Genomic DNA, 24,982 nt, shown 5'->3' on the forward strand with positions numbered 1-24,982 from the left:
AAGACGCAAAGGATGCCTCATGCAACAGTTACATCACTTCATCAATGGTCAGATCCAACCCGGCGACAGTGGTCGCAATGCGGCGGTCTTCAATCCTGCGACCGGTGAGCAGTCCGCCAGTGTCGCGCTGGCCAGCGCCGAGGAAACTCGCAGTGCCATCGCGGCCGCCAGCGCCGCCTTCCCTGGCTGGTCGAATACCTCGGCGCTCAAGCGCTCACGCATCCTGTTCCGTTTCAAGGCGCTGCTGGAAAAGCACAGCGACGAACTCGCCACGCTGATCTCCCGCGAGCACGGCAAGGTGCATTCGGATGCGCTTGGCGAGGTGACTCGCGGCATGGAAGTCGTCGAATTCGCCTGCGGCATGCCCCACCTGCAAAAAGGCGAGCACTCGCTGAACGTGGGCACCGGGGTGGACAGCCACTCTCTGATGCAACCGCTGGGGGTGTGCGCGGGCATCGCTCCCTTCAATTTTCCGGCCATGGTGCCGATGTGGATGTTCCCCATCGCCCTGGCCACCGGGAATACCTTCATCATGAAGCCGTCCGAGAAAGATCCCTCTGCCCCGCTGCGCATGGCGGAACTGCTGACGGAGGCCGGTCTGCCGCCGGGCGTGTTCAACGTCGTCAACGGTGACAAGGAAGCCGTCGATGTCCTGCTGACCGATGAGCGTATCGAGGCCGTGTCCTTTGTCGGCTCCACCCCGATCGCCGAGTACATCTATTCCACTGCCTCGGCACATGGCAAGCGAGTCCAGGCCCTGGGCGGGGCGAAGAATCACATGGTCGTGATGCCAGATGCCGATCTGGATCAGGCGGCGGATGCTCTGATGGGCGCGGCGTACGGCAGTGCCGGTGAGCGCTGCATGGCGATCTCGGTGGCAGTCCCGATCGGCGAGCAGACCGCAGAGCGACTGCGCGACAAGATCCTCGAGCGGATGGCCACCCTGCGAGTCGGCCCCGGCGAAGTCGAGGGTCAGGAAAATGACATGGGACCACTGATCTCACGCGTGCATGCCGACAAGGTCATCGAGTTCATCGACAGCGGTGTCGCGCAAGGCGCGGAGCTGGTCGTGGATGGCCGTGACATCACGGTGCCCGGACACGAGAACGGCTATTTCGTGGGCGCTACCCTGTTTGATCATGTCCGCCCAGACATGCGCATCTATGCCGAGGAAATCTTCGGACCGGTCCTGTGTCTGGTTCGTCAGGAGTCGCTCGATGAGGCGATCGCGCTCATCAATGCCCACGAGTATGGCAATGGCACGGCCATCTTCACTCGCGACGGTGATGCTGCCCGCCAATACACCACTCGCATTCAGGTCGGCATGGTCGGCGTAAATGTGCCGATCCCTGTGCCGATGGCATTCCATAGCTTTGGCGGCTGGAAGCGCTCTCTCTTTGGCCCGCTTCACATGCATGGCCCGGATGGCGTGCGCTTCTATACCCGCATGAAAGCCGTCACCACCCGCTGGCCTGACGGTCTGCGCAGTGAAGCCAGCCACTTCACCATGCCGACACTCTGATCCACCACTCTCGGGGTCGGGCATGACAGCGTCATGCCCGACCGCTTTTCATCGCGCCTTGCCAGACCGGCAAGGCACATGACCGCCATGGAGGCACGTCATGACGCACAACATGAAAGTGGGTGTCTGTACCTGGACCTTCGGCCCGCTGCCGATCGAGGATATCTTCGCGCGGACCGCACGCCTGGGATTTGACGGGGTGGAACTGCATGGGGATCTCGACGCCTTCACACCAGACATGATCCGCGCCCTTTGCCAGACGCATGGGCTGGAAGTGTTCTCACTCACGCCGGGAGATTACGATCCCGCCTCCCCCGACGCGTCGGATCGCGAGGCTGCCGAGACCTACTATCGACAGCTGATCGACTTTGCCCAGGCGCTCGGCGGCGCGCGAGTCTCACTGCACGGACTCGTGGGGCGAATCCGTCCCGCGGATGGCAGCGATCAAGACAGCGAATATCGCCACTTGGTCGAGGCACTGAAACCACTCTGTGAGTACGCCGCCGAACGCAGTGTGCCCTTGGTCTATGAAGTCCTCAATCGCTACGAATCCCACCTCATCAACACTGCAGCCCAGTGTCGCAGGCTCATCCAGGACATCGGTTCTCCCCAGCTCAAGGTATTGCTGGATGCCTACCACATGAATATCGAGGAAGCTGATCCCGTACGTGCACTTGCCGAGACTGGTGATCAACTTGGACTTTATCATGTGGCCGACTCCAATCGCGGCGGTATCGGCCAAGGCCACAGCCGTTTGGCGGATCAGTTTACTCAGCTTCAGGCCATGCAGTACGCCGGCCCGATCATCGTTGAAGCACCTGCCATGGGCCCTGACCCATTTACGCCCGTCAAGACCGGCGATTATCTGTTGGTTCTGGAAGATCAGCTATCACGAAGTGTCTCGGCCCTGCGTGAACACTGCGCGATCGTCGAGACTGCCTAAGACTACCCGAAGGTATCCCCCACAGAGCCGCCTAAGTTCGGCTCTGTGGGCATAACAACATCTCGAGCAGCGAGTCACGCCAACCCACCAGACTGCTCGAAGCCATCTGCGCGGGACGTAGCCACGTCCAAACGCTGGAGATTCCGTATGACCGATAAACGCTCGCCCGACGGGGCTATTACCTCCCTGTCACGTCAGCAACTCAGCTATTTGATTCGTATCACGCTGATTGCCACTTTGGGAGGCCTACTGTTTGGCTATGACACCGGCGTCATTTCTGGGGCCATTGGCCCCATCGCTGAATACTTCCAATTGACGCCCGCAGAAAAGGGCTGGGCCGTATCTTCCGTGGTCATCGGCTGTATTGGCGGTGCCATCTGTGCCGGCTGGGTCTCCATACGCTTTGGCCGCCGTATGGCCTTCCTGATTGCTGCCATACTATTCCTCCTCTCTGCCATCGGCTCCGCTACAGCAACAGATTTCACCTATTACACGCTATGGCGCATCTTGGGCGGAATGGCAGTAGGCCTAGCCAGCGTGGTAGCACCGATGTATATCTCCGAGATGTCGCCAGGCCATCTGAGAGGCCGTACTGTCAGTCTTTTCCAACAGTCCATCGTCTTCGGACAAATGGTAGTGTTCTTCGTAAATTACTTCATTGCCAAAGGCATGGCTGAACATTGGATGGTCGATTATGGCTGGCGCTGGATGCTGGGCTCAGAGGCTCTACCGGCCCTGCTCTTCGGTATCTTGCTGTTCTTCATTCCTGAGTCTCCTCGCTGGCTGGTGCTCAGAGGACGCCACGAGCAAGCAAAAAGTGTCCTGAGCCGTTTTACCCCTACTGCAGAACTCGACAAGACACTCAACAGTATTGTCTCCTCCTATCGCGACAGCTCACGCGATAATCTGGTCAGTTTGCGGGAGCGCGGACTCTTAGGGCTGGTGATACTCGGTGTGTTCATTGCCAGTGCTCAACAATTGACCGGTATTAACGTTGTCATGTATTACGCACCGGACGTGCTGTCCTCAGTAACCGCCAGTAGCGAGGACGCTTTGCTTCAGACCTCAATCATGGGTGTCACCTTTGTGGGTGGTAACCTGTTAGGCATGTTGTTGATCGACAAAGTAGGCCGCCGCCCGCTTCTCATCGCGGGAAGTATTGGTAGCATGGTCGGGATGTGCGCCTTGGGCATCATTATCGGTCGTGATGCCGTGGGCTATGGCGCTTTGATTGCACTCATCGTCTACGTGGTGTCCTTCGCCATTTCATGGGGCTGTGTGTGCTGGACACTATTGTCTGAGATCTTCCCTAATGCCATTCGTGGACGAGCCATGGCGCTTGCGGTTGCCGGTCAATGGTTTGCGGGCTTCGTGGTCACACAAACCTTCCCGATGTTGCGAGAAAGTGCCTGGCTTAATAGCCTGTTCGGAAGTGGATTCAGCTTCTGGCTCTACGCAGTACTAACCCTGCTAAGTCTTCTGGTAGTCCTCCGCTATGTCCCCGAAACCAAAGGCAAAACATTGGAAGAACTAGAAAATATCACTGGGACACGCCTTAGCAAGCGTCGTCGAGCGCTGGCCAGTGCCAGTGCTAGCAGCTGATACGTTACCTCGTCATCACACAGCTTACTCCTACGTGATGCCTGCCCCTTGCTCGCCATTATGTCGCAACGGCCTGCAAGGGGCAGATGTTTAGCATCAGGAAAACGCCCCCTCGCTCTCCCAGAAGTTGGGGAGCGGCTCAACTCGACACCTGCAATTCGAATCCGGCCTCATCTCGAATCCCTACCCGATTACCATCGGGGTCATACAGATGGATCGTCCTCCCCCAAGGCGTCTCTTCGATTTCGGCATCGATCCCCCACTCCCTGACATCCCTCAAGGCTTGTTCGATATCGCTGACATTGAAGCGCATCTTGGCGCTACCTTGCTCGGGACTCTTGCCTCCCTCTATGGCTCTTCCGCCCTGCTCAATCATCAAATATCCGTCTCCATAGGCTAAACAGCTCAGCCTGAAACCAGCGTCCGCCTTACTGAACAGAAGCGGCAGTTCAAAAAGGCCCTGGTAGAACGCGACACACTCATCGAACCGCTCTGTATTTAATATCAGGCCATACCGTGCGACGTTATGCTTCATTCATGTTTCCTTTAGAGGTGAGCGTTCTGACATTATCACTTGCGAGTGATCAGGTTGTGTGCTGCCAATGATGGGGCAAGAGTTTGTGCACTTGGCTGGACTTATGGGTCTGCAGCCGTTCCACCACGTCCTTCAGGTAGGTAAAGGGCTAATGGCCGTTCAGCTTGGCTGACTGAATGAGGCACATGATGGTGATGAAACGCTGACCACTGCGCAGTGATCCGGCGAACAGCCAGTTTAAACGTCCAAGCGCCCAGGGACGAATTAACTACTCCACCCGGCTGTTGTCGATCTTGAATTCAAGCAATAAGCGCAGCACCTGCGGTATCCAAGCCTCTTGAGTATTCCCCTAGAAACACCTGCGCCGGTGTCCGGTAGCCGAGTCGCTCTCGAGGACGGTCATTCAGCTTTTCGACCACCTTGCGTAGCTCTGCATTGCTGACCTGGCGGAAATCCCTTCCTTTGGGGAGGGCGTGGATCTGGTAACGTTGGGTCTGGGTCAGCTGTCGGTATTCCATACTCTGCTTCACTTTGGTCGGTGAGCCGAGAAGGGTGCCGGCACTGGCCCTCCTGCCTCTACCGTGCGGTCCAAAGTGCTGCGGTTATTCTATGGATCCAGGGTACAAAACCTAAAGCAATATCCTTTTCGATGCTCAACATGATAGATAGCACCTCGAGACGCATGCTGAATGAAGTCAAATCCATATGAAACGTCGAGGATGTCAACAAAGAACACCATAATAAATTAAAACCCCTGCTCTAGGCAGGGGTTTTAATTTATTCAAGAATGGGTTCGACGCGACTCTTGGAACTGCAATATATCTTCATCAATTCTAAATTCAGTATAGGCTGATTTAGCAAGCGCATAGTTAAGCCCAATTCTATTATATTCAAAAACCACTTGCTGGAATGTTAAACTTTCTCTGTTCATCATTTCGTTTATTGCACTACCCAGTAAAGACAGCTCCCCAGCCCGGCCTCTTTCAATAAGTTCTTTTGTCAGCTTTGTCATTGTAATATCTCGATCAATTATGTAATCAAATTGTATCTCAATATACTTAATGTTACAAACCAGAGGATCAACGATCTTCCTACGCTTCTCTTGGCTCAAAAAAATCAGTATAGATCAGAAGTATAGCTGGACTTGATCTGCCTAGAAAAATGTCCATGTGCCAGTGCTTCCTGAGCTAATTTCCCATCCAGCCCCACATACCAAAACTCTTCAACCACCTGTTCCAGCCCAATCCCTATGTCGTCACAGAGTATGCACATTGCATTCCCTAACGCGCGAAAGTCGCCCTCTTGAGCCTCATTTATGACCGTAGGATTGACTATATCGTCATGCATGCCGCAGTCCTCCTTTAATCGAGGCTAAGAGTATAGAGCATGACAATTTCATGCCAGCAAACGATAATAATACGGAAAAGTTATACAACTTGGCCGCAGATTCTGAGTGCAACACCTTAGTTTCCCTGTAAGGTATTGCGCTCATGTCATACTCAGAACTCAGCATTACCGATCGTGCCACTATCCAGGTTTGTCTCTCTCAAGGCATGAGCCTCCGAGCCATTGCTCGATGCCTGAGTCGTTCTCCCTCCACTATCAGCCGCGAAATTCGCCGAAATAGTGAGCCGGACAACGACTACCAAGCTGAACGCGCGCAAGCGTCCCGACTCAAGCATCGGCGCTTTTGCCGGCCCAAGAGAAAGCTTTCCATCGGTAGTGAGCGGTTCGGGCTTGTCGAGTACCTTCTTCGCCGCTACTTGTCTCCTGAGCAGATCGCCGGCAAGCTTCGACACATGAATTTACCCAAGCTTGAAGACGCCTACGTCTGTCGCGAGACGATTTACACCGCCATCTATGTGTAGGGTCTCGGATGTTCAATTGACTAGAATAAGCTATCCTTTGCTTGCTGCCAGAGGGCTTCTTCGTCAGTTCGTTCAGGAGCATCGAGCTGGACATCAAGCCTCATAAGCAAGCGACTACCACACCCAAGATCTGTGCAGAGATCCAGGCGCTCCTGCCCACACCCCGGACACAGTATTGGCGGAGCGCTTTGGCGTGAGCGATATGACCATTCGCCGGTGGCGGCATCGAGACGACGTATATGATCGTCCTCACACGCGTCATAACCTACTGGCCACCCTCAACAGGGAGCAGGAAGAAGTGCTCATCGTCGCCAGAAAGCCCCTTCGCCTGGGGCTAGATGATCTCCTCGTGGTGGCTCGTGCGTTTCTCCATCCGACCGTTTCCCGCGCTACCTTGCACCGGATACTCAAAAGGCGGCAGGTGCCAACGCTTGCTGAACTGGCCCGCCAGTACTAGAAAAATAACAAGCAGGCCCTCTAGGCCTTTGGGACTACGAACCAGGCTACCTGCACATCGATATCAAGTACCTGCCGCAGATGCCCGATGAGGCCCAATGAAGGTACCTGTTCGTGACCATCGACCGCGCCACGCGCTGGATCTATCTTGAGGTGCGCTCCAACCAGTCAGCGAAGGACGCAGAGACGTTCTTCCATGGCGTTATCAACAAGGTGCCGTTCAAGGTTAAGAAAGTGTTGACAAACAATGGAAAATTCTTAGCCGATCGTTTCACATCGGGCGGTGAATGGAAGCCAACAGGAAGCCATCTTTTCAACAAGGCCTGTACACAGCATCTTGCCGAATACCGGCTCATCCGTCCGGGCCCCCACCAAACCAACAGGATGGCCGAGCGATTCAATGGCCGTATCAGCGATGTGCTGGCGACTCGACGCTACGAATCAAGGGAGGATCTGGAGCAGACACTTAAACGTTCCTGTTGGCTCTACAATCACTGCATCCAGCAGAAAGTATTACATCACCAGGCACCGATAACGGCCATGAAAGAATGGCAAAAAAGGCGGCCCTAACTTTTCACATGCGGATATTTATTCACGCGGGACCCGAAATCTAACGAATTCTTTCGCACTCCTGTAATGGGCGCATAGGTACCCACTCACCATTGCAGCGACTAGATTTCAAGGCAGTGGTGACGAATTCGACACCGCGTACCCCACTAATAATATCGGGATACCATAGAGTAAGAGGATCAGCGTTTCTCCCTTGCTGACTCGCCACAATATCCTCATAAAGATCGCTATACAAAGAAGAAAAAGCTTCACGATAACCTTCGGTATGCCCAGGGGCCACACGAGACACCCGCGTTGAAGCCTCATGCAAATCGGTTGCCCCCTTAGTAAGCACGAGAGAAGCCTCATCGAGTCGACGATATAATAACCGATTGGGTGACTCCTGATGCCACTCAAGCCCCCCCAATGTTCCAAATATCCGAAAACTCAAGCCATTTTCCGTTCCAACTGCAGCTTGGGTTACCCACATCATCCCACGTGCCCCATTATCACAGCGCAACAGCACATTTGCGTTATCGTGAGCTTCACGACCCGCCACGCTGGCTGTTACATCGGCACTAACCTCACTCACCGATAGCCCTGAAACATACTCGAGCATATGGAATGCATGTGTTGAGATATCATTTAGTATAAGTGACTCCCCAGCTACATCGGGGTCCATGTGCCAATCGTTCCCTGACTTTTCTGCCTCTGTCAGTTTGGCTAAATGTCCTTGGATGTAATCACATTGCAGCTGACGAATTTCACCCAGTTCACCATTCTCAATCATGGCACGTGCTTGGCGAACCATTGGGTAGCCGGTATAGCCGTAGCCCATGCAGAAACGCCGCTTTTCTCGTTCTGCAATTGTTTGGAGGATGTGAGCTTCTCTTACGTCATTCACTAAAGGCTTTTCACATACGACATGAAAGCCCAACTCCAAAGCCAGCTTTGCCAAAGCAAAGTGGCTATTATTGGGCGTAAGAATGGCAATGACATCTGCGCCATCCTCTCGGGCAGCTTCGTCATGTAATAGTGTCTCACCATCACTATAAGCTCGAGGAATATTGAGCTGTTCGGCTTGCATACATGCTCGAGCGGGGTTTGAGGACAAGGCTCCTGCTACAACACGGTATCGTCCGCCTAGCTGGGCTGCAGCACGATGTACATTACCGATAGCAGAGTTGATCCCACCACCAATCATTCCAAGACGTAAAACCCTGGAATCATTCTCATGTTTCGAGTTATCCGCTCCCCCCTGAACTTGATTGCGGTCGACTTGATTACTCATGGATGGATGTATCATAAGCTTCCCTGCTTGAGATATGGTTTTAATCTTTCTGCCTCACCCGCCAAAGGCTTTAGTCTTTAGGGTCAATGTGAGGTACAAATGCAGACTAGCGCACCCCCTCGGATTTGAAAATGATTTCACTTAGACCTCGACCAATGTGTAATGTGTGATGACCTCTACCGGCTTATGATAATCTTCAATACTAAGTTGGAGGTGCTGCCAGCAGGGATTCATAACCATTCGGGCCCCTCCCGCGATGAGCAAGCATCCAGCGGTGTAACGAATCGGCGATGGGCTTTGCTCTTGTCTCCCTTAGCCGTTGGCGTTCTTTCGCGCTGAGTGACTGTGCCTCGCGCTCCACTTAGTAGAGCCGGCCGATCAGCTCGATAGCCTGCTCGGCGACCTGGCTCTTGCCAGCTACGTGCAGATCGACAAATTTGCGGCGGGCGTGAGCCACGCAGCCGATCTCGGCAACGCTGATGGCGAAGCTCTGCTTATAGCCGCTGTAGTTGTCACAGACCAGCTTACCCCGCCACTTTCCGAGGAAGTCGCGGGCATGTTGACCGCCACGTCCCTCGCTGAAATCGTAGATCACGGCCTTTAATCCGGCATACGGTATGGTGGCGTAGGCCCAAAGGTAGGCGCGGGGCGTCACCTTTTACCAGGGATCAGCATCGGGACCGGAGTTTCGTTGATATGCAATACCAGCTTGGTGAGCGAGAACTCAGTCAGTGCATCGATCAGCGGCTGAAAACGCACGCCGCAGGTGCCGACCCACTCGGCTAGGGTGGAGCGCGGAATCGCCACGCCAGCGCGGGCGAAGAACTGCTCCTAGCGATAAAGCAGCAGGTGATCAATGTATTTGGCGATCAGCACCTGGGCTAGCAGGCCGACGGTGGGGATACCCTTGTGGATGATCTGCGCCGGCATCGGTACCTGGATCAGCGTCTGGCATTGGTCGCAGACACACTTACCACGGATATGACGCTCGACGTGGAGCACGCCCGGTGTGTAGCCCAACTTCTCGCTAATCTCCTCGCCGATCCGCCGTAGCTGACTACCGCACGGGCAGTAATCATTCTCCGGATCATGATGAATCTCGGTGCGTGGCAGTTCGGGAGGCAAGGGGCGCGCTAGGGCATCTTCTTTACCACTGGCGTGGCAGCAGTGAGATTAAGCTCCTCCAGCTCGGTCTCGATGGCGGCGATGTCGGCATCTCACCCCTCCTCCAGCAGGCTGATCTGCAGGACATTGAGCTGCTCGCTGCGCTTGCCGAAGGTATGGCGCTTGGACAATGCCATTTCATAGGGTCAGCTTTTGATTGACCTGCTCGCTGTGGCGTAGCGCTTTCTCCTTTTCATCCACCTTCGTCATCAGCGTTGCCGCCAAGTGGCGGAGCTGATCGGAAGAAAGCTGAGACAGGTCGGGAGGCGTAGTCATCCTGCAAGTATGCCAGCCCGCCGAGGGTAGTGAGATTGAAGCATCAGCGAATAGCGAGCCGGGAGGTTCTATGCCGTACTTGGCCTAGCGTGTCAGACCACAGAGATGACGCCGTCGGCGCCGAGGCGCTGTCGAGGTAGGCCCAGCACCAACGCTATGACCTGCTCGGGGCAGAGCTCAACGCAATCGCCATGACGGTTGCCAGCCCAGTAGAACTTGCCCAAGTTCAGGTGCCTAGCGCACAGCCAGACTCCCAGGCCATCGTGGATCAGCACCTTCATGCGGTTGCCGTGCCGGTTGGCAAACAGGTAAGCACTGTGCGGGAGAGACGCACCGAAGACCTTCACCGCCCGGGCCAGCGCCGCGTCCAGGCCGGTCCGCATATCCAAGGGATCGATGGTCAGCCAAATTCGTCGATGTGGATCATGCGAGCAGCTCTCGGAGCATAGATCGGCAGATGTCGGCCTCCGAGGCAGGCCACTCGATTACCATCGGACCGTTGGGGTGCAGGATTGTGAGGCGAATACGGTTCGCCACCTGATGCTGACGAGAGGTCGCTAATGAAGCAAGGGCCAGAAGCACCGGTACAAACGCCGGTGCTTCTGGCGCAGCCGTTTGCTGACGGGCGATACGGATCCAATTGTGGAGTAGGTTGACGTTCAGGCTGCGCTCTAAAGCAACTCCGGCAACAGAGGCACCGGATTACTGACACGCTTCGACGATCCTGGTCCTGAAGGCGGCAGTGAAGCGGCGACGCTTGCGAGGGACTTACAACATGCTTAAGCCAGTCATGTTAGGTGCCCACATAGTGATGGGTGGACACCTAACATGAAGGGATTTAGGGCTATGCGGTAAATGGAATCATCGACCGCTTACATTTTTCCGCCCTGCACGATCATCAGATAGCTCGCCCCATAGGCCAGGCAGGTCAGGCTGAAACCACCATCTTCCATGCTGAACAGAAGTGGCAGTTCAAAAAGGCCTTGGGAGAACGCGACACACTCATCGAACCGCTCTGTATTCAATATCAGGCCATACCGTGCGACGTTATGCTTCATCCCTGTGTCCTCTGGAGGTAGCTCGGGGTCTCTTGAGCATGCCCCCGATGACAAGGCAGGACGATGTCGCTTTCACAAGAATACGCTCCCGCCGGCGCATGAAGATTGCCAGCGGGAGCGTCGCGCAACAGAGTGATGGAAAGCCTTGAGCGTTGCTGATCTACTCGGTTGTCAGCGGCAAGCCTTGACGCGCCAACCGGCGACGACGCTTGCTGAGACGAGTCCCAGTGATGCCTTCCAGCTCTTCCAGAGTCTTGCCCTTGGTTTCCGGCACGTAACGCAGCACGATCAGCAGACTGAGGAAGGTCAGCACCGCGTAGAGCCAGAAGCTGAAACCGCCACCGACCAGCTCATTGAGAAAGTCGCTCTGGCGCATCATCGGGAAGGTCTGGGTGACGATGAAGCCGAGCAGCCACTGTGCAGCGACGGCCAGTGACATGGCGCGTGCGCGAATCGCATTGGGGAATATCTCGGAAACCAGTGTCCAGCAGACACACCCCCAGGAGATGGCAAACGAGACGACATAGACGATCAGGGCGATCAAGGCGCTGATACCCGGTTCGCCATTGCCGATCACGACACCCAGGAAGGTCATGCCGACAATACTGCCCAGGCTGCCGGCGATCAGCAGCGGTCGACGACCGACCTTGTCGATCAGCAGCATGCCCAACAGGTTACCGGCGACGAAGGTGACGCCCATGATCGAGGTCTGCAGCAGCGCATCCTCATTGCTGGAAGTCACACTGGAGAGTACATCCGGGGCGTAGTACATCACGACATTGATACCGGTCAGTTGCTGGGCAGCAGCGATGAAGACCCCGATGGCCACCAGCCCCAACATTCCCTTGGTGCGCAGAGACGCGTGGCGTTTGCCCTCATTGTGCTGGAAGGATTTCTGGATCTCGCCCAAGGTGCGCTCGATGGCATCGGCATGATAGAAGCGCGCCAGTACCCGCCGCGCATCATCCAGACGTCCTTTCAACACCAGCCAGCGCGGGGACTCCGGCACGAAGGGAATCAGTACCGCGAACAGGATCGAGATGATGGCTTCCGATCCCAGCATCCAGCGCCAGCCATGATTCAGGATCCAGGTCTCGGCCATGCCCTTGGCGATGAAGTAGTTCACGAAGAACACCACCATCTGGCCAAACACCACGGATTGCTGGAACAGGCTGACGGTACGCCCACGCATGTAGCCCGGTGACATCTCGGAAATGTACATCGGTGCCATGACGCTGGCCATCCCGACCGCCAGCCCCCCCAGAATCCGCCACCAGATATAGGCATCGAAGGAGCCCGCCAGGCCAGATCCCAATGCGGAAGCCGTGAACATCACGGCTGACAGCATGAACACGGCCTTGCGACCATAGGCGATGGACAGGCGACCGGCGATGAGGGCGCCACCGATGCAGCCTATGACAACGGATGATACTGCCCAGCCCTTCTCTGCGGCGGACAGGTCGAAATATTCTGCGATCGGCCCGATGGCCCCGGAGATGACCCCCGTGTCATAACCGAACAACAGGCCGCCCAGGGCAGCCACCAGAATGATCTTGATCAGAAAGACGAGCTGGGTTGGCGTGAGACGCTCTTGTGCAAGTGATGTGGGTGAGTTGGCTGAAGAGGCAGCGGTTTCGCGGCCAGGGTGTGAAGTGGGCATGACGACCTCTCGTGATCGATTGTTATAGTATTACGAGAACTGCTGAGGCAGATGTGGCTCGTGCATTCATGGCCCGTGACGGACCACGCTGGCGAGACAAGTCATTGCGGTACCTTCCATGCCCTGCCGTCTTCTGGCGTGATGACGGCAGGGCTTCTTGCGGATCAGGCTTCGGCCAGCCCTTTCTCCAGTATGCTGCGTTCGATGAATTCGCGGCTTTCGCGGGCGTTTTCCAGCGCGCTGTTGTCCTTGGTCGGGTCCACGTCCTGCTCGACGGTGATCCAGCCTTGATAGCCGATGGAATCCAGGCTCTCGCGGACCGCGTCAAAGTCCACACAGCCCTGTCCCAGCGGGCAGAACACGCCCTGGCCGATGGCGGTATAGAAGTCGATGCCATCCTTCACCACGCTTTCGAGTACTGGCGCCTGAATATCCTTGAAGTGGATATAGGCCACACGCTCACCGTAGGTTCGGATCAGTTCTGCCGGATCGATCCCGGCGTAGGTGCAGTGCCCGGTATCGATGCACAGCTTGACCAGATCAGCATCCAGCTCAGCCATCGCACGGTCCACTTCATCGCGATACTCAATGTAGGTGCCGGCATGCGGATGCAGCACCGGTGTGACCGCATATTCCTGACAGATTTCCGCCACCTGACGGATAGTGACCATCATCTCGCTCCACTGCGCATCATCGAGACGGGTCGCGGTTTCCTGCTGGCCGGCTTCATCGGTACGTGGCGAGCTGACATGGTCGATGATGACCATGTAGTTGCCCTGCTGAGGCTTGAGCACTTCACAGGTCGCGCGGGTGTAATCCAGGATTTCCTGACGGCGTGACGCATCGTGCAGATGCTTGAAGATGGTACCGGCGATCAGCTCGAGCCCTCGACTGTCCAACGCGTACGCCAGTGTGGCCTGCTCGGTCGGCAGGTAATTGAGCGGGCCAAGCTCCGTCGCCTTGAAACCGGCGCCGGCGATTTCGTCAAGCACGGTCTGCCAGCTGGGATTGGCGGGGTTGTCGGCAAACTCGATACCCCAGGAACACGGTGCATTGGAAAGCTTGATGTGCATGATGATGTCCTTCTTCTTGGCGTTATCGTTGTCGTTGTCTTTTGGGATGACCATCGTCAGTGACGAGGGAAAGAGGCCTCACATCGGGTACCGACCGAGTGGAAACGGTGGAGCTGACATGAGGCGCTCTTGATGTCGCAGTCAGATCAGAACGCGACCCAGCGATTCTCGTTGTCAGAGGATTCCACACAGCACTCCAGCAACCGCACGCCTTCGATACCTGCATCGATATTGGGGTACCAGAGAGACTCCAGCTCCTGCTCCGACAGGCCAAGGTGTTGAGTGTCTGCGCCGTTACGGCGTGCTTCAGCGCCCTGCATGGCAAGGGCATAACGGTGATAGACATTGGCCCAGGATTCGAAGAAGCCTTCCGCATGGCCGCCGCCGATGCGATTGCTGTTCACGGCGTTGTCGCCCTCGGCCAGATAGCCCATGCCACGTTCCAGAATCCGTACCGGTTCGCCCTGGACCTCGTAGCGCAGCTGGTTGGGATATTCATCCCACCATTCGATACTGGCCTTCTCTCCCACCACACGAATCTTCTGCTGATGCATGGAGCCCGCATTCACCGCACTGGCCCACAGTGACCCCACCGCGCCGTTCTGGTACTGGAGTAACACCTGGGCGTTGTCTTCCAGCGGCGCCCGCGAGGCCACGAAGCTCTGGCGGTGGCACATCAGGCGTTCGACCTTGAGTCCGGTGATGAACTGGCCGGCATAGAAGATGTGCGTCCCGAGATCCCCCAGCACATAGGTCGGCCCGGAAACGGCAGGACTGGTACGCCACTTGGCGCCGCTGCTGACCTGTTCGACCGGCTGGCTATGGAAGCCATGGGCAAATTGCATGTTGACCATGCGCACCTGCCCCAGCTCACCCGACTGCACCATGGCACGTGCCTGATGCAGCATCTGATAGCCGCTGTAGCCATACATGACACCGAAGACCAGACCGCGCGCCTGTGCTTCAGCCTTGAGTTCCTCTGCCTCGGCAACCGTGAAGGTCACCGGCTTTTCACAGATCACATGCAGGCCAGCCTTGAGCGCTGCCAGGCTGATGGCATGGTGGGTACTGTTGGGTGTGGCGATGCTGACCGCCTGAATGCCATCGTCGCGGGTAGCTTCGGCCTCGAAGAGGCTGGCGTAATCCGGGTAGCAACGCTCCGGGTCCAGTCCCAGGTTGGTGCCGAATTCACGCCCGCGTTCCGCGTCGAGATCGAAGGCACCGGCGACCAGCCGAAAGAGTCCATCGCGATGCGCGGCGGCGCGGTGGGCGTGACCGATTTCACTGCCACGGCCACCACCGACCATGGCCCAGCGCAGCGGCGCGAGATTGTGTTCTTCATTGAACATCAGAGATTCTCCTGGCAAATGCATGGGTGCTGATACTTGGTGTTGTCATTGCAGAGGTGTTCATGAGGCCCGTTGCTGCGTGCGCCAGGCCTCACGACTCACGCAGAATCAAAGTCCAGCAGAATCAAAGCCCGCGGCGCTGATGGACACGGCCGGCATTCATGGCGGCCACCTGTGCTTCATCCACGTCCTCGCGGACGACTTCCGGCAGCCCCACATCCCACCAGCAGTCACAGGAAGACCACTTGGTGGAATCGATATCCACCACGATGACGTAGGTACGTGGGCTCTCCTTGGCGCGCTGGTAAGCGGCCCGGAAATCACTGATGTCACTCAGGTGCTCACCGTAGGCACCTTGCGACTGGGCATGCTGGAGGAAGTCGACGCGTACCAGCTCGTCGGCCTGGCTACGACAATCGGCCAGCATGTTGTTGAAGGAAGGATTGCCGCTGTTGTTCTGCAGCTTGTTGATGACCGCAAACCCGGCGTTGTCACAGACGACAACGATCATCTTGTGGCCAGTCAGTACCGAGCTGTAGATATCGGAATTCATCATCATGTAGGAGCCGTCGCCGACCAGGACCACGACCTCGTTGTCGGGGTTGGCGATCTTGGCCCCCCAGCCACCGGCCACTTCATAGCCCATGCAGGAGAAGCCGAACTCGATGTCGAACTTGCCGAGCTGCTTGCTCTGCCAGTTCATGTTCAGCTCTGCCGGCAGGCCACCGGCGGCCGTCAGCACGGTATCACCGGGCTCCTGCACCGCATTGACGCTGGCAATGACCTGGGCGTAGGACGCCATCTGCCCCGCGACGATCTCCCCGCGGTTGGCGCACAGGGATTTCCACTCGGCGACTTCGGCCTGACCCTTTTCCAGCCAGCGCTGATCGGCCTGCCATTCACCCAACCCTGAATCAAGACGCGCCAGCGTGTGACGAGCATCGCCGATGACCGCCATGGCGCGATGCTTGATGGCATCCATATGCGCCACGTTGACGGATACGATTTTCACCGCCGGATTGCGAAATACCGACCAGGACCCGGTGGTGAAGTCCTGCAGACGTGTGCCGATGGCCACCAGCACATCACATTCCGCTGCCATGGCATTGGCGGAATTCGATCCAGTCACGCCGATGGGGCCCATATTGCAGGGGTGAGATTGCAGCAGGGAAGAACGCCCTGCGATGGTCTCGACCACCGGGATATTGCGACGCTGAGCAAACTCCGCCAGCAAATGATTGGCTTCGGAATAATGCACACCACCGCCAGCGATGATCAGTGGCTTCTCGGCCTTTTTCAGCAGAGAAATAGCCGCTTCAATCGAGCGTGTGTCAGCTTCCGGGCGACGAATATGGTGAATACATTCTTCGAAGAGCGCCTCTGGGTAGTCATAAGCCACGCCCTGGATATCCTGAGGCAATGAAATCATGACCGGGCCGCAATTGGCGGGATCCGTCAGGGTCGCGATCGCAGTCGGCAAGGACTGCATGAGCTGTGCGGGGTGAGTGATGCGATCCCAAAAACGAGTGACGGGCTTGAAGGCATCATTGACGCTCAGGCTGGGCTGATGGGCATGCTCGACCTGTTGCAGCACCGGGTCTGGCAGGCGCGAGACATGCGCATCGCCGGCAAACATCAGCAACGGCAGTCGGTTGGTATGCGCAATACCCGCCGCCGTGATCATGTTGGTGGCACCCGGCCCGATGGAGGTGCTCGCGATCCCGATTCGCTGACGCTTGTTGGCCTTGGCGTAGGCAACGGCGGCAACCGCCATGGATTGCTCATTCTGGCCGCGCCAGATCGGGATGGTGTCCTGGATGTTGTGAAGCTGTTGCCCCAGGCAGGTCACATTGCCGTGACCGAAGATGGCGAACCCGCAACCGAACAAGGTCTCGACCTTACCGTCGATGTCGATCTTCTGCGCCGCCAGATATCTGGCGATGGCTTCGGAGACGGTCAATTTTATCGTTTTCATTCCTCTCTCCCGACGAGCATATGGCGTTATTTATTGTGTGCATTCAGGTCGAAAAATCGGCACCTGAAGCTCAGTGATCATGACGCAGGAAAATGATGGTCAGCGCTGAATTCTTCACCGTTTGAAAAGACACTAGCAGTGCCTGAAAACGTTTTCATCCAAATTTCAAAAAAAAGGCCCCACCTTGGATCAAAGTTCAATAAGGTCATTCATGCATGATTGAAGTGGCCTATCCGACAGGCTGAAAAGACACGTTTCACCTATCGAGAGGCGTATCAGCAACGTCGGCTTGTCCCGGCCCTCTTCCCCACGACACAGCCCATACAGACCCGTCCCTCTAGACCAGTCCACCATCCACGATATAGGTCTGGGCGGTGATCATCCGGCTATCGTCCGCGGCCAGGAACAGCACCATCCGTGCGACGTCCTCCGGCTGCACACGTTGATGCAGACTCTGATTTTCCAGCACCTGGCGCTCAAGCTCCGGGTCCCACCACAAGGCTTTCTGGCGCTCGGTGATGACCCATCCCGGCAAGACCGTATTGACGCGAATTCCGGCGTCTCCCATGTCACGCGACAGTGTCCGCGTCAGGCCGATGGTAGCGGCCTTGGCGCTCGAGTAGCCCGTGATATCACGCGAACGCCGCAAGAAACTGGGAGAGCTGAAGTTGATGATCGACCCGCCGCCCGCTGCCTGCATGCCAGCAAACACCGCCTGGCTTGCGAAGACTACATGTCGCAGGTTGGTGGCCTGCAGGTTGTCCCATGTCTCGACATCCAACTCCGACAAAGGCACACGCGTATCCCGAGCCGCATTGTTGATCAGTACTTCAATCGTCCCGAACTCATCAGCGGCGGCACAGATCACAGCACGAAGCTGTGTAATATCGGTCACGTCACAATGCTGATAGCGTACCTTCCCACCTGTGCCAGAGAGCTGCTCCACCAGCGCTTCGCCTGACGCATCATCGATATCGACGAAGCTCACACAGGCCTGTTGCTTGCAGAAATGCTCGACCAGCGTGGCGCCAATGCCACTCGCGCCCCCACTGATGAAGACATGTCGCCCCTCAAGACTCGGATAACGTGCAAATTGACTCATGTTGCCTCTCCTCTCCTATCGCGGGTTCGTGACTTGCAGGTAACGCACGCCTCGATCAATACCCTTCGCGGTGATCCGTCTCGCGCTCCATGGCACTCAACAACTCGCGGGCCCCTGCCGTCAGCAGACGAGTATCTGACCCGACGGTGACGAGGTCACAGCCACGTGCCAGCATTCGCTTTGCATGCGCTGCCCCCCCATTGTGGATACCGACGATCTTGTCATGCAGACGAGCCCGCTCGATGAGCTGACCGATCAAGTCATCCATCGGGCCATCTCCGTGATCGAACCCCGGAGCATGGCCATGAGAGAGCGCCAGATCCGCGGGACCGATATAGAGGCCATCCAGCCCCTCGACAGCGAGAATTTCCTCGAGGTTCGCCACACCTTCACGGGTCTCGATCATGCCCAGCACCAGCATCTCGTCATTGGCATGCTTCGCATAATCTGCCCCGCCATACAGCATGGCGCGATGAGGGCCGAAGCTGCGCATCCCCAGCGGGGGATAACGACAGGCAGCCACCAGTGCCCGGGCGTCATCGGCCGTGTTGATCAAAGGCGCGATCACGCCGTAGGCACCGGCATCCAGCACCTTCATGATCAAACCGGGTTCCAGGCTCGGCACTCGCACCAGCGGAATGGTGTCAGTGGTGGAGATGGCCGTCAGCATCGGCAGCAGATCGCTGTAATCGATCACCCCGTGCTGCAGGTCGATGGTCAGGCTGTCCCAGCCCTGATGGGCCATGATCTCTGCCGAAAAGGCACACGGCATGGAGAGCCAGCCATTCACGACGCCCTCCTTTCGGGCAATGCGTTGCTTGAGGCGATTGAGGCGCATGGGGTCTCCCTCTGGAGTTCATCAATGGTGGAAGTCACAAGGGACGGGGCACAAGGAACAGGTCACGCGTGAGGTTCACGGGTCGTGACCCGGGAGGGTGAGCGTTCCCCACTCGGCATGTCGGGGGATGCTGGAGAGCGAGAGGCAAAGGGGGCGACGGGGACGCCCGGCACCTCGACCTCCAGCGCGAACACGCTGCCGGACAAGGGGGCCGCGGCCAGCGCCTCAGGGCTCATGCCCTTGCGCAAGGTGGTCACGTAAAGCGTTGTCATGTCAGCCCCGCCGAAGCACGGCATGGTCGGGCCGGGACATGGCAGGTGGACCTGGCGCGCCAGACGTCCCTCGGCATCCCAATAATTGAGCACTCCGCCAAAGACGCCTGCACTCCAGTAGCCTCCCGCCATATCCATCGCTCCGCCATCGGGGCGGCCGTGCAGTGCAGGCTGGGTCTCGGCGAATACCCGCGGTGTGCCCATGACACCACTTTCCGGGCAGTAGTCCGCAACATGGATGGTGTCGCGTCGCGTATCCGCAAAAAGCATGCGCCTTCCATCAGCGCTCCAGGCCAGGCCATTGGCGACGATGAGACCTGACTGCAGCCGTTGGGTCTGTCCAGTGGGAGCGACATCATAAAAATGCCCCAGCGGCCGTGAACGACTCGCCTCATCCATGGTGCCGATCACGAAGTGTCCATTCGGCGCGACCTTGCCATCATTGAAGCGCGTGCCAGCCAACGGCTCTCCGGGTGGGCAGGCCAGGAACTCCAGTGCACCAGACGCGAAATCGAGCAGATGGATTCCCGAGCGCATGGCAACGATCAGACGCCCATCGGCACAGCGCCCGAACGCCCCCAGCGTCTCTGGCAGCACGCGACGCTCTCGCTTGCCATCGCTCAGGCAGTAGCGCTCGATCGCCGGGGCATAAAGGTCTGCCCAGAACAGGCTGTTGCCACTGGCATCCCAGACCGGGGATTCGCCCAGTTCCGCCCGGGCCTCTATCAGCAGTTCGATTTCCGCCATTTCCTGGACTCCCGTCGACGATGGCCATGGCACCTGCGTGCGCGCACGCCTCCCATACCTCTGCTCCGATACCCTCGACCTCATCTCCCTGCTTCACGCAGCGACGCTCAATAGATATCGGGTTCAGGGGTACTGCCAGGCGCGCCATTGGCAAAGTCGAAGTCACAGCCCTCGTCCGCCTGGGTGACATGTGCCTTGTAGAGAGAGGCATAGCCGTGAGGGTGCCGATCTCTGGGCGGCTGCCAATCAGACAGTCGACGCTGGATCTCTTCCTCAGAGACCATCAGGTCCAGCCGACGATTGGGGACATCGACCGCAATGATGTCACCGGTCTGAACAATGGCCAGCGGCCCGCCGACGGCGGCTTCCGGCGCCACATGCAGAATGCAGCTGCCATAGCTGGTGCCGCTCATGCGCGAGTCGGAGATCCGCAGCATGTCGCGCACGCCTTGCTTCAACAGCTTGGCCGGAATCGGCATCATGCCCCATTCCGGCATGCCGGGGCCGCCCACCGGCCCGCCATTCTTGAGCACGATGATGCTGTCGGCCGTGACCGGGAGGTCCTCATCATCGATACGTGCCTTGAGGTCGGCGATGTTCTCGAACACATAGGCAGGCCCTTGATGGACATGCAGGCGAGAGTCGGCCGCGGTCGGCTTGATGATGGCACCCTTCGGCGCCAGGCTGCCGGTCAGCACGGCAGTCCCGCCCGAGGCATTGACCGGACTGTCCAGCGGGAGAATGACTTCCGGGCGCCAGACCTTGGCACCCTCGATGTTGTCGCCCAGGGTACGGCCGGTCACGGTCATGGCGGAGAGCTTCAGCTCACTGCCGATGTTCGTCATCAAGGCCGGAAGCCCTCCGGCATAGAAGAAGTCTTCCATCAGATATTCGCCGGAAGGCTTGAGGTTCAGCACCAACGGTACACGACGCGATATCTCGTTGAAGCGCTCCATCGGCAGCGTGATTCCGAGACGCCGCGCCATGGCCACGATGTGGATGATGGCGTTGGTCGAGCCACCGATCGCCATGTCGACGGCAATCGCGTTATCAAAGGATGCCTCGCTCATGACATCGGTCGGCTTGAGATCTTCCCAGACCATTTCCACCGCTCGCTTGCCGCTGGCGTAGCACATCCGGTTGTGATTGGCGTCCACTGCGGGAATGCTCGAGGCCCCCGGCAGGCTCATGCCCAGCGATTCCCCGATCGACATCAGTGTCGCGGCCGTGCCCATGGTCATGCAGGTGCCCGGAGAGCGGGCAATACCGTTCTCGATCTCGTTCCAGTCACTCTGACTGACGTTGCCGATACGCCGTTCATCCCAGTACTTCCAGACATCCGTCCCGCTCCCCAATACCTGCCCACGGTAATTGCCGCGCAGCATGGCGCCGGCCGGCACATAGATGGTCGGCAGATTCATGGAGATCGCGCCCATGAGTACGCCCGGCGTGGTCTTGTCACACCCGCCCATGACCACGGCACCATCCACGGGGTAGCTGCGCAGCAATTCCTCGACTTCCATGGCCAGCATGTTGCGATACATCATGGCGCTGGGCTTCATCAATTGCTCACCCAGTGACATGGCAGGCAATTCGACAGCAAAGCCCCCCGCCGCCGTGATGCCACGCTTGATATCCTTGACCCGCTCAGGGAAGTGGGAATGGCAGGTATTGAGGTCATTCCAGGTATTGATGATCGCGATCACCGGCTTGCCGACGAACTCCTCTCCCCAATAGCCCATCTGCTTGACGCGGGAGCGATGCCCGAAAGAGCGCAGATCATCCTGCTTGAACCAGCGATTACTGCGCAGATCGTCGACCCCTTTCCTGTTCATCCCGTACTCCTTGCAACGTGATTGACCGAACAATGGCGTAGCAGAACCCGCACCGGCTGCCGCGAGGGCGACCCGTCATTGCGTCATTCCTGAATGAAGTGGCGTTGGCTATCTCAATGAAACAGCCGAATCAGCGCGCCAATTGACTGTCCCGCCGCGAGGGCAGAGACACCCAGTCACCATTGCGCCGACTTGAGTCGAGCGCGGTGGCAGCGAATTCGACACCGCGGACCCCGCTACGGATGTCGGGATACCAGAGGGCAAGCGGATCGACAGGGATGCCCTGCTGGCTGGCCGTGATGTCTTCATGAAGATCGCTGTACAGCGAGGAAAAGGCTTCGCGATACCCCTCGGGATGTCCAAAGGCCACTCGCGAGATACGCGTGGAGGCATCATGCAGGCCGGCCGCTCCCTTGGAGAGCAGTAAAGGGGCGCCATCGAGCCGTCGGAACAGGAGCTGATTGGGGGTTTCCTGGTGCCACTCAAGGCCGCCGAGACTGCCGAAGATCCGGAAGCTCAGGCCATGTTCTGCGCCGGCCGCCGCCTGGGTAATCCACATCAGCCCGCGGGCGCCATTGGCATAGCGCAACAGTACGTTGGCGTTATCGTGCGCTTCGCGTCCGGCCACGCTGGCGGTCACGTCGGCACTCAACTCACTTGTCTCAAGTCCGGAAACATACTCGAGCATATGGAAGGCGTGAGTCGCGATGTCATTGAGAATCATCGATTCTCCCGCGATGGCCGGATCCATGTGCCAGTCATGCCCCGCCTTCTCGGCATCCGTCAGGCTGGCCAGATGCCCCTGGACGTAGTCACATTGCAGCTGACGAATCTCGCCCAGTTCCCCGTTCTCGATCATGGCGCGTGCCTGACGCACCATCGGATAGCCGATATAGCCATAGGCCATGCAGAAGCACAGACCTGCCCGCTCGGCGATCGCTTCAAGCTCGCGCGCCTGAGCCGGATCATTGACCAGCGGCTTTTCACAGACGACATGAAAGCCCAGCTCCAGAGCCAATCTGGCCAGGGCGAAGTGACTGTCGTTGGGCGTGAGAATGGCGATGACCTCAGCCCCATCTTCACGAGCGGCTTCCTCGCGCAGCAGTGACTCACCATCGCCATAACCACGTGCGATGTTGAGTTGCTCCGCCTGCTGGCGTGCACGCTCAGGATTTGAGGACAGTGCCCCTGCCACGACGCGGTACCGCCCACCCATCTGTGCCGCTGCACGATGGACCTGACCGATGAAGGACTGGACACCGCCCCCTATCATCCCCAGACGCAATATCTGCGGAGTCTCGTCATGAGACTGGGTCTGGAGGCGTTCGGCGCAAGCGGTTGTGGTCGGCTGAGTCATGGTGCATCCCGGCTTCAGGCATGAATGGCATTGTTGTTTTCTCGCGCACCACAGTCGTGAACCTCTTGGCACAGTCGTGAACCTCTTGGCGTCGGTGCGTGGCATACCGAGCAGCCTAGCGCAGCCAAACCGGCTTTGAAAATGTTTTCAAAGCCATTTAGACCAAGGGACGAGACGGGAGAAAACCAGGTGATCCGATGGGGTTCAGCGCATGGCGCATGGCACCTGGAAGATGAGCACCTGAAAGATGTAGTCGCTGTGCAAGCGCTGGAAGACAGGCGCGAAGTCCAGAGAGAATCCTCTGGAGCTTCATCCTGAGTGAGACGTATCCAGAGCAGGTTTCGTCAAGAGTGGGTCTCAGCCGACGTGCTGGGTCGTGCCGCGCTGGGTGATATGACATGGCATGATGATACGGTCTGGCGCCGTATCCCCTTGCTTGATGCGCACGAACAACAACGACACCGTCTTGTTGACCATTTCCGTGAAGGGCTGGCAAATCGTCGTCAGATCATAGGATTTGCTTGAGGCAAAGCGGATGTCATCTACCCCGACGATGCCGATATCCTGCGGAATCCGGTGAGAGAATTCGTGGCGAATCGCATCCATGCCACCACAGGCCATGATGTCATCGAAGTAGAAGATACTGTCAGGAATGACCTCGGCGGCAGCGAGCAACTCACAGGTCGCTTCATATCCTGCGTCGTAGCTGTGACGGTGCCCCTCGCCCACGCCATGCAGCGTGAGTCCGCGCTGCTCCAGGCGTTCGATGAAACCACGCTTTCTGTCCAGTGTGGCCTGTTCCTTGGTCGATGCTCCCACATAGGCCAGGCGGCGATAGCCATGATCAATGAGATGATCCGCTGCCATTCGGCCCATCTCGACATCGTCACAGGTGACAACGCTTGCACCGGAATCTTCGCCATCACGCCCAAAGATCGCGACCGGCGTGTTCTGTCTGGCACAGGCTTCGACCAGCTCAGGAGGGACAGAGGCCGACGTGACGATCAGTGCATCGACGTGATACTCCATCACCAACGAGACGGCTTCCGAAATGCTTTTCTCGGTGTTCACGTTGATCAGCAACGTATGGCAGTTGTGTCGTTGTATGGCCGCCGAAAACTCGCTGAGAATCGCCAGATAGACCGGATTCTCGAAATTCGTCACGAGAATGCCGATCAAGCTGGACTGTGACTTGATGCCTCTCGCCAACCGATTCGGCTTGTATCCCAGGCGCTCTGCTACCGCCAGAATACGACTGCGCATCTCGGGTGAACTGCTCCCTTCCGGATTCATGGCACGCGAGACTGCCGCTATCGAGACATTGGCCTCTCTGGCCACATCCGTGATGGTGACGCGCTTGGTGGCAGGTGCGCTGTCGGTTTTTTTCATGCTCTCTCCCTAACGAGGCTCAATGCCCAATATCTCATCAAGGCATTCCACCCCACATTGGATAATCATTGGCCGACCATATCGCGGATCACGCAAGCATGCAGCAGGCACATGATGAAGG

At 57.6% G+C, this 24,982-nt stretch carries 22 protein-coding genes and 4 pseudogenes; 5 read left to right on the forward strand and 21 right to left on the reverse strand.

The window, feature by feature from the left end:
* Positions 1 to 19: 19 nt before the first annotated feature.
* The 3 genes from QD172_RS09520 to QD172_RS09530 all read left to right on the forward strand — a co-directional run bounded on the left by QD172_RS09520 (position 20) and on the right by QD172_RS09530 (position 4,067).
* The gene (locus tag QD172_RS09520; RefSeq protein WP_279855611.1) at positions 20 to 1,522 is read left to right on the forward strand and encodes a CoA-acylating methylmalonate-semialdehyde dehydrogenase; all 1,503 of its coding nucleotides are present in this window, start codon (positions 20 to 22) and stop codon (positions 1,520 to 1,522) included.
* A 100-nt stretch (positions 1,523 to 1,622) separates the two neighbouring features.
* On the forward strand, positions 1,623 to 2,465 hold the full coding sequence (locus tag QD172_RS09525; RefSeq protein WP_279855613.1) for a sugar phosphate isomerase/epimerase: 843 nt from the start codon (positions 1,623 to 1,625) through the stop codon (positions 2,463 to 2,465).
* Positions 2,466 to 2,510: 45 nt separating this feature from the next.
* Positions 2,511 to 4,067: a sugar porter family MFS transporter gene (locus QD172_RS09530; RefSeq protein WP_279855614.1), complete on the forward strand. Its 1,557-nt coding sequence runs from the start codon at positions 2,511 to 2,513 to the stop codon at positions 4,065 to 4,067.
* A gap of 139 nt (positions 4,068 to 4,206) precedes the next feature.
* Here the strand turns inward: QD172_RS09530 and QD172_RS09535 are convergent, their stop codons facing one another.
* The 5 genes and pseudogenes from QD172_RS09535 to QD172_RS09555 all read right to left on the reverse strand — a co-directional run bounded on the left by QD172_RS09535 (position 4,207) and on the right by QD172_RS09555 (position 5,949).
* Complete coding sequence (locus tag QD172_RS09535) at positions 4,207 to 4,602, reverse strand: VOC family protein (protein WP_279855615.1); 396 nt, start codon at positions 4,600 to 4,602, stop codon at positions 4,207 to 4,209.
* A gap of 49 nt (positions 4,603 to 4,651) precedes the next feature.
* Positions 4,652 to 4,894: pseudogene (locus tag QD172_RS09540) on the reverse strand (transposase domain-containing protein); the annotation flags it as partial.
* Between the two features lie 7 nt (positions 4,895 to 4,901).
* Positions 4,902 to 5,009: pseudogene (locus QD172_RS09545) on the reverse strand (IS30 family transposase); the annotation flags it as partial.
* Between the two features lie 374 nt (positions 5,010 to 5,383).
* Positions 5,384 to 5,614, reverse strand: a complete 231-nt coding sequence (locus QD172_RS09550; protein ID WP_279855616.1) for a hypothetical protein — start codon at positions 5,612 to 5,614, stop codon at positions 5,384 to 5,386.
* A gap of 104 nt (positions 5,615 to 5,718) precedes the next feature.
* A complete protein-coding gene (locus tag QD172_RS09555) occupies positions 5,719 to 5,949 on the reverse strand; it encodes a hypothetical protein (protein ID WP_279855617.1) in 231 nt (76 codons plus the stop codon).
* Between the two features lie 143 nt (positions 5,950 to 6,092).
* On the opposite strand from QD172_RS09555, the pseudogene QD172_RS09560 reads away from it, so the two are divergent.
* A pseudogene (locus QD172_RS09560) lies at positions 6,093 to 6,464 on the forward strand (helix-turn-helix domain-containing protein); the annotation flags it as partial.
* Between the two features lie 92 nt (positions 6,465 to 6,556).
* Positions 6,557 to 7,496 (forward strand): annotated as a pseudogene (locus QD172_RS09565) (IS481 family transposase).
* Between the two features lie 40 nt (positions 7,497 to 7,536).
* Here the strand turns inward: QD172_RS09565 and QD172_RS09570 are convergent.
* The 16 genes from QD172_RS09570 to QD172_RS09645 form a co-directional block, all read right to left on the reverse strand.
* Positions 7,537 to 8,766 carry a Gfo/Idh/MocA family oxidoreductase gene (locus QD172_RS09570; RefSeq protein ID WP_279855618.1) on the reverse strand — a complete coding sequence of 410 codons (1,230 nt, stop codon included), beginning with the start codon at positions 8,764 to 8,766 and terminating at the stop codon, positions 7,537 to 7,539.
* Between the two features lie 361 nt (positions 8,767 to 9,127).
* Positions 9,128 to 9,361 (reverse strand): transposase, encoded by a 234-nt coding sequence (locus QD172_RS09575; RefSeq protein ID WP_279855619.1) that lies wholly within the window; start codon positions 9,359 to 9,361, stop codon positions 9,128 to 9,130.
* 56 nt (positions 9,362 to 9,417) lie between these two features.
* A complete protein-coding gene (locus tag QD172_RS09580; RefSeq protein ID WP_255317603.1) occupies positions 9,418 to 9,573 on the reverse strand; it encodes an IS66 family transposase in 156 nt (51 codons plus the stop codon).
* Between the two features lie 24 nt (positions 9,574 to 9,597).
* The gene (locus QD172_RS09585; RefSeq protein ID WP_279855620.1) at positions 9,598 to 9,786 is read right to left on the reverse strand and encodes a hypothetical protein; all 189 of its coding nucleotides are present in this window, start codon (positions 9,784 to 9,786) and stop codon (positions 9,598 to 9,600) included.
* 512 nt (positions 9,787 to 10,298) lie between these two features.
* Complete coding sequence (gene tnpB, locus QD172_RS09590) at positions 10,299 to 10,682, reverse strand: IS66 family insertion sequence element accessory protein TnpB (RefSeq protein WP_347882033.1); 384 nt, start codon at positions 10,680 to 10,682, stop codon at positions 10,299 to 10,301.
* Positions 10,683 to 11,078: 396 nt separating this feature from the next.
* Positions 11,079 to 11,264 (reverse strand): hypothetical protein, encoded by a 186-nt coding sequence (locus QD172_RS09595; RefSeq protein WP_279855621.1) that lies wholly within the window; start codon positions 11,262 to 11,264, stop codon positions 11,079 to 11,081.
* A gap of 160 nt (positions 11,265 to 11,424) precedes the next feature.
* Positions 11,425 to 12,924 carry a sugar porter family MFS transporter gene (locus QD172_RS09600; RefSeq protein ID WP_136938042.1) on the reverse strand — a complete coding sequence of 500 codons (1,500 nt, stop codon included), beginning with the start codon at positions 12,922 to 12,924 and terminating at the stop codon, positions 11,425 to 11,427.
* Between the two features lie 164 nt (positions 12,925 to 13,088).
* Positions 13,089 to 13,997, reverse strand: coding sequence for a TIM barrel protein (locus QD172_RS09605; protein WP_279855622.1), 909 nt, complete (start codon positions 13,995 to 13,997; stop codon positions 13,089 to 13,091).
* 146 nt (positions 13,998 to 14,143) lie between these two features.
* Complete coding sequence (locus QD172_RS09610; protein WP_279855623.1) at positions 14,144 to 15,346, reverse strand: Gfo/Idh/MocA family oxidoreductase; 1,203 nt, start codon at positions 15,344 to 15,346, stop codon at positions 14,144 to 14,146.
* Positions 15,347 to 15,470: 124 nt separating this feature from the next.
* Positions 15,471 to 17,321 (reverse strand): 3D-(3,5/4)-trihydroxycyclohexane-1,2-dione acylhydrolase (decyclizing), encoded by a 1,851-nt coding sequence (iolD, locus tag QD172_RS09615; RefSeq protein WP_279855624.1) that lies wholly within the window; start codon positions 17,319 to 17,321, stop codon positions 15,471 to 15,473.
* Between the two features lie 337 nt (positions 17,322 to 17,658).
* The gene (locus tag QD172_RS09620; protein ID WP_176493098.1) at positions 17,659 to 18,423 is read right to left on the reverse strand and encodes an SDR family oxidoreductase; all 765 of its coding nucleotides are present in this window, start codon (positions 18,421 to 18,423) and stop codon (positions 17,659 to 17,661) included.
* Between the two features lie 55 nt (positions 18,424 to 18,478).
* Positions 18,479 to 19,261, reverse strand: a complete 783-nt coding sequence (locus tag QD172_RS09625; RefSeq protein ID WP_279855625.1) for an aldolase/citrate lyase family protein — start codon at positions 19,259 to 19,261, stop codon at positions 18,479 to 18,481.
* A 62-nt stretch (positions 19,262 to 19,323) separates the two neighbouring features.
* Positions 19,324 to 20,280, reverse strand: coding sequence for an SMP-30/gluconolactonase/LRE family protein (locus QD172_RS09630; RefSeq protein WP_279855626.1), 957 nt, complete (start codon positions 20,278 to 20,280; stop codon positions 19,324 to 19,326).
* A 107-nt stretch (positions 20,281 to 20,387) separates the two neighbouring features.
* Entirely contained in the window at positions 20,388 to 22,115 is a 1,728-nt protein-coding gene (gene araD / locus QD172_RS09635; protein WP_279855627.1) for an L-arabinonate dehydratase, read from the reverse strand.
* A gap of 130 nt (positions 22,116 to 22,245) precedes the next feature.
* The gene (locus QD172_RS09640) at positions 22,246 to 23,472 is read right to left on the reverse strand and encodes a Gfo/Idh/MocA family oxidoreductase (RefSeq protein WP_279855628.1); all 1,227 of its coding nucleotides are present in this window, start codon (positions 23,470 to 23,472) and stop codon (positions 22,246 to 22,248) included.
* 357 nt (positions 23,473 to 23,829) lie between these two features.
* The gene (locus QD172_RS09645; protein WP_279855629.1) at positions 23,830 to 24,861 is read right to left on the reverse strand and encodes a LacI family DNA-binding transcriptional regulator; all 1,032 of its coding nucleotides are present in this window, start codon (positions 24,859 to 24,861) and stop codon (positions 23,830 to 23,832) included.
* Positions 24,862 to 24,982 lie beyond the last annotated feature (121 nt).

The sequence above is a fragment of the Cobetia sp. 10Alg 146 genome, assembly GCF_029846385.1.
Taxonomy (GTDB): Bacteria; Pseudomonadota; Gammaproteobacteria; order Pseudomonadales; family Halomonadaceae; genus Cobetia; species Cobetia marina.

Bases quoted from the DNA above. Each gene is read 5' to 3' on its own strand.
- QD172_RS09570 (WP_279855618.1), bottom strand. From the start codon at position 8,766: ATGAGTAATCAAGTCGACCGCAATCAAGTTCAGGGGGGAGCGGATAAC.
- iolD (WP_279855624.1), bottom strand. From the start codon at position 17,321: ATGAAAACGATAAAATTGACCGTCTCCGAAGCCATCGCCAGATATCTG.
- QD172_RS09525 (WP_279855613.1), top strand. From the start codon at position 1,623: ATGACGCACAACATGAAAGTGGGTGTCTGTACCTGGACCTTCGGCCCG.
- QD172_RS09520 (WP_279855611.1), top strand. From the start codon at position 20: ATGCAACAGTTACATCACTTCATCAATGGTCAGATCCAACCCGGCGAC.
- QD172_RS09535 (WP_279855615.1), bottom strand. From the start codon at position 4,602: ATGAAGCATAACGTCGCACGGTATGGCCTGATATTAAATACAGAGCGG.
- QD172_RS09630 (WP_279855626.1), bottom strand. From the start codon at position 20,280: ATGGCGGAAATCGAACTGCTGATAGAGGCCCGGGCGGAACTGGGCGAA.
- QD172_RS09550 (WP_279855616.1), bottom strand. From the start codon at position 5,614: ATGACAAAGCTGACAAAAGAACTTATTGAAAGAGGCCGGGCTGGGGAG.
- QD172_RS09600 (WP_136938042.1), bottom strand. From the start codon at position 12,924: ATGCCCACTTCACACCCTGGCCGCGAAACCGCTGCCTCTTCAGCCAAC.
- QD172_RS09620 (WP_176493098.1), bottom strand. From the start codon at position 18,423: ATGAGTCAATTTGCACGTTATCCGAGTCTTGAGGGGCGACATGTCTTC.
- QD172_RS09555 (WP_279855617.1), bottom strand. From the start codon at position 5,949: ATGCATGACGATATAGTCAATCCTACGGTCATAAATGAGGCTCAAGAG.
- QD172_RS09605 (WP_279855622.1), bottom strand. From the start codon at position 13,997: ATGCACATCAAGCTTTCCAATGCACCGTGTTCCTGGGGTATCGAGTTT.
- QD172_RS09640 (WP_279855628.1), bottom strand. From the start codon at position 23,472: ATGACTCAGCCGACCACAACCGCTTGCGCCGAACGCCTCCAGACCCAG.
- QD172_RS09595 (WP_279855621.1), bottom strand. From the start codon at position 11,264: ATGAAGCATAACGTCGCACGGTATGGCCTGATATTGAATACAGAGCGG.
- QD172_RS09610 (WP_279855623.1), bottom strand. From the start codon at position 15,346: ATGTTCAATGAAGAACACAATCTCGCGCCGCTGCGCTGGGCCATGGTC.
- araD (WP_279855627.1), bottom strand. From the start codon at position 22,115: ATGAACAGGAAAGGGGTCGACGATCTGCGCAGTAATCGCTGGTTCAAG.
- QD172_RS09645 (WP_279855629.1), bottom strand. From the start codon at position 24,861: ATGAAAAAAACCGACAGCGCACCTGCCACCAAGCGCGTCACCATCACG.
- QD172_RS09625 (WP_279855625.1), bottom strand. From the start codon at position 19,261: ATGCGCCTCAATCGCCTCAAGCAACGCATTGCCCGAAAGGAGGGCGTC.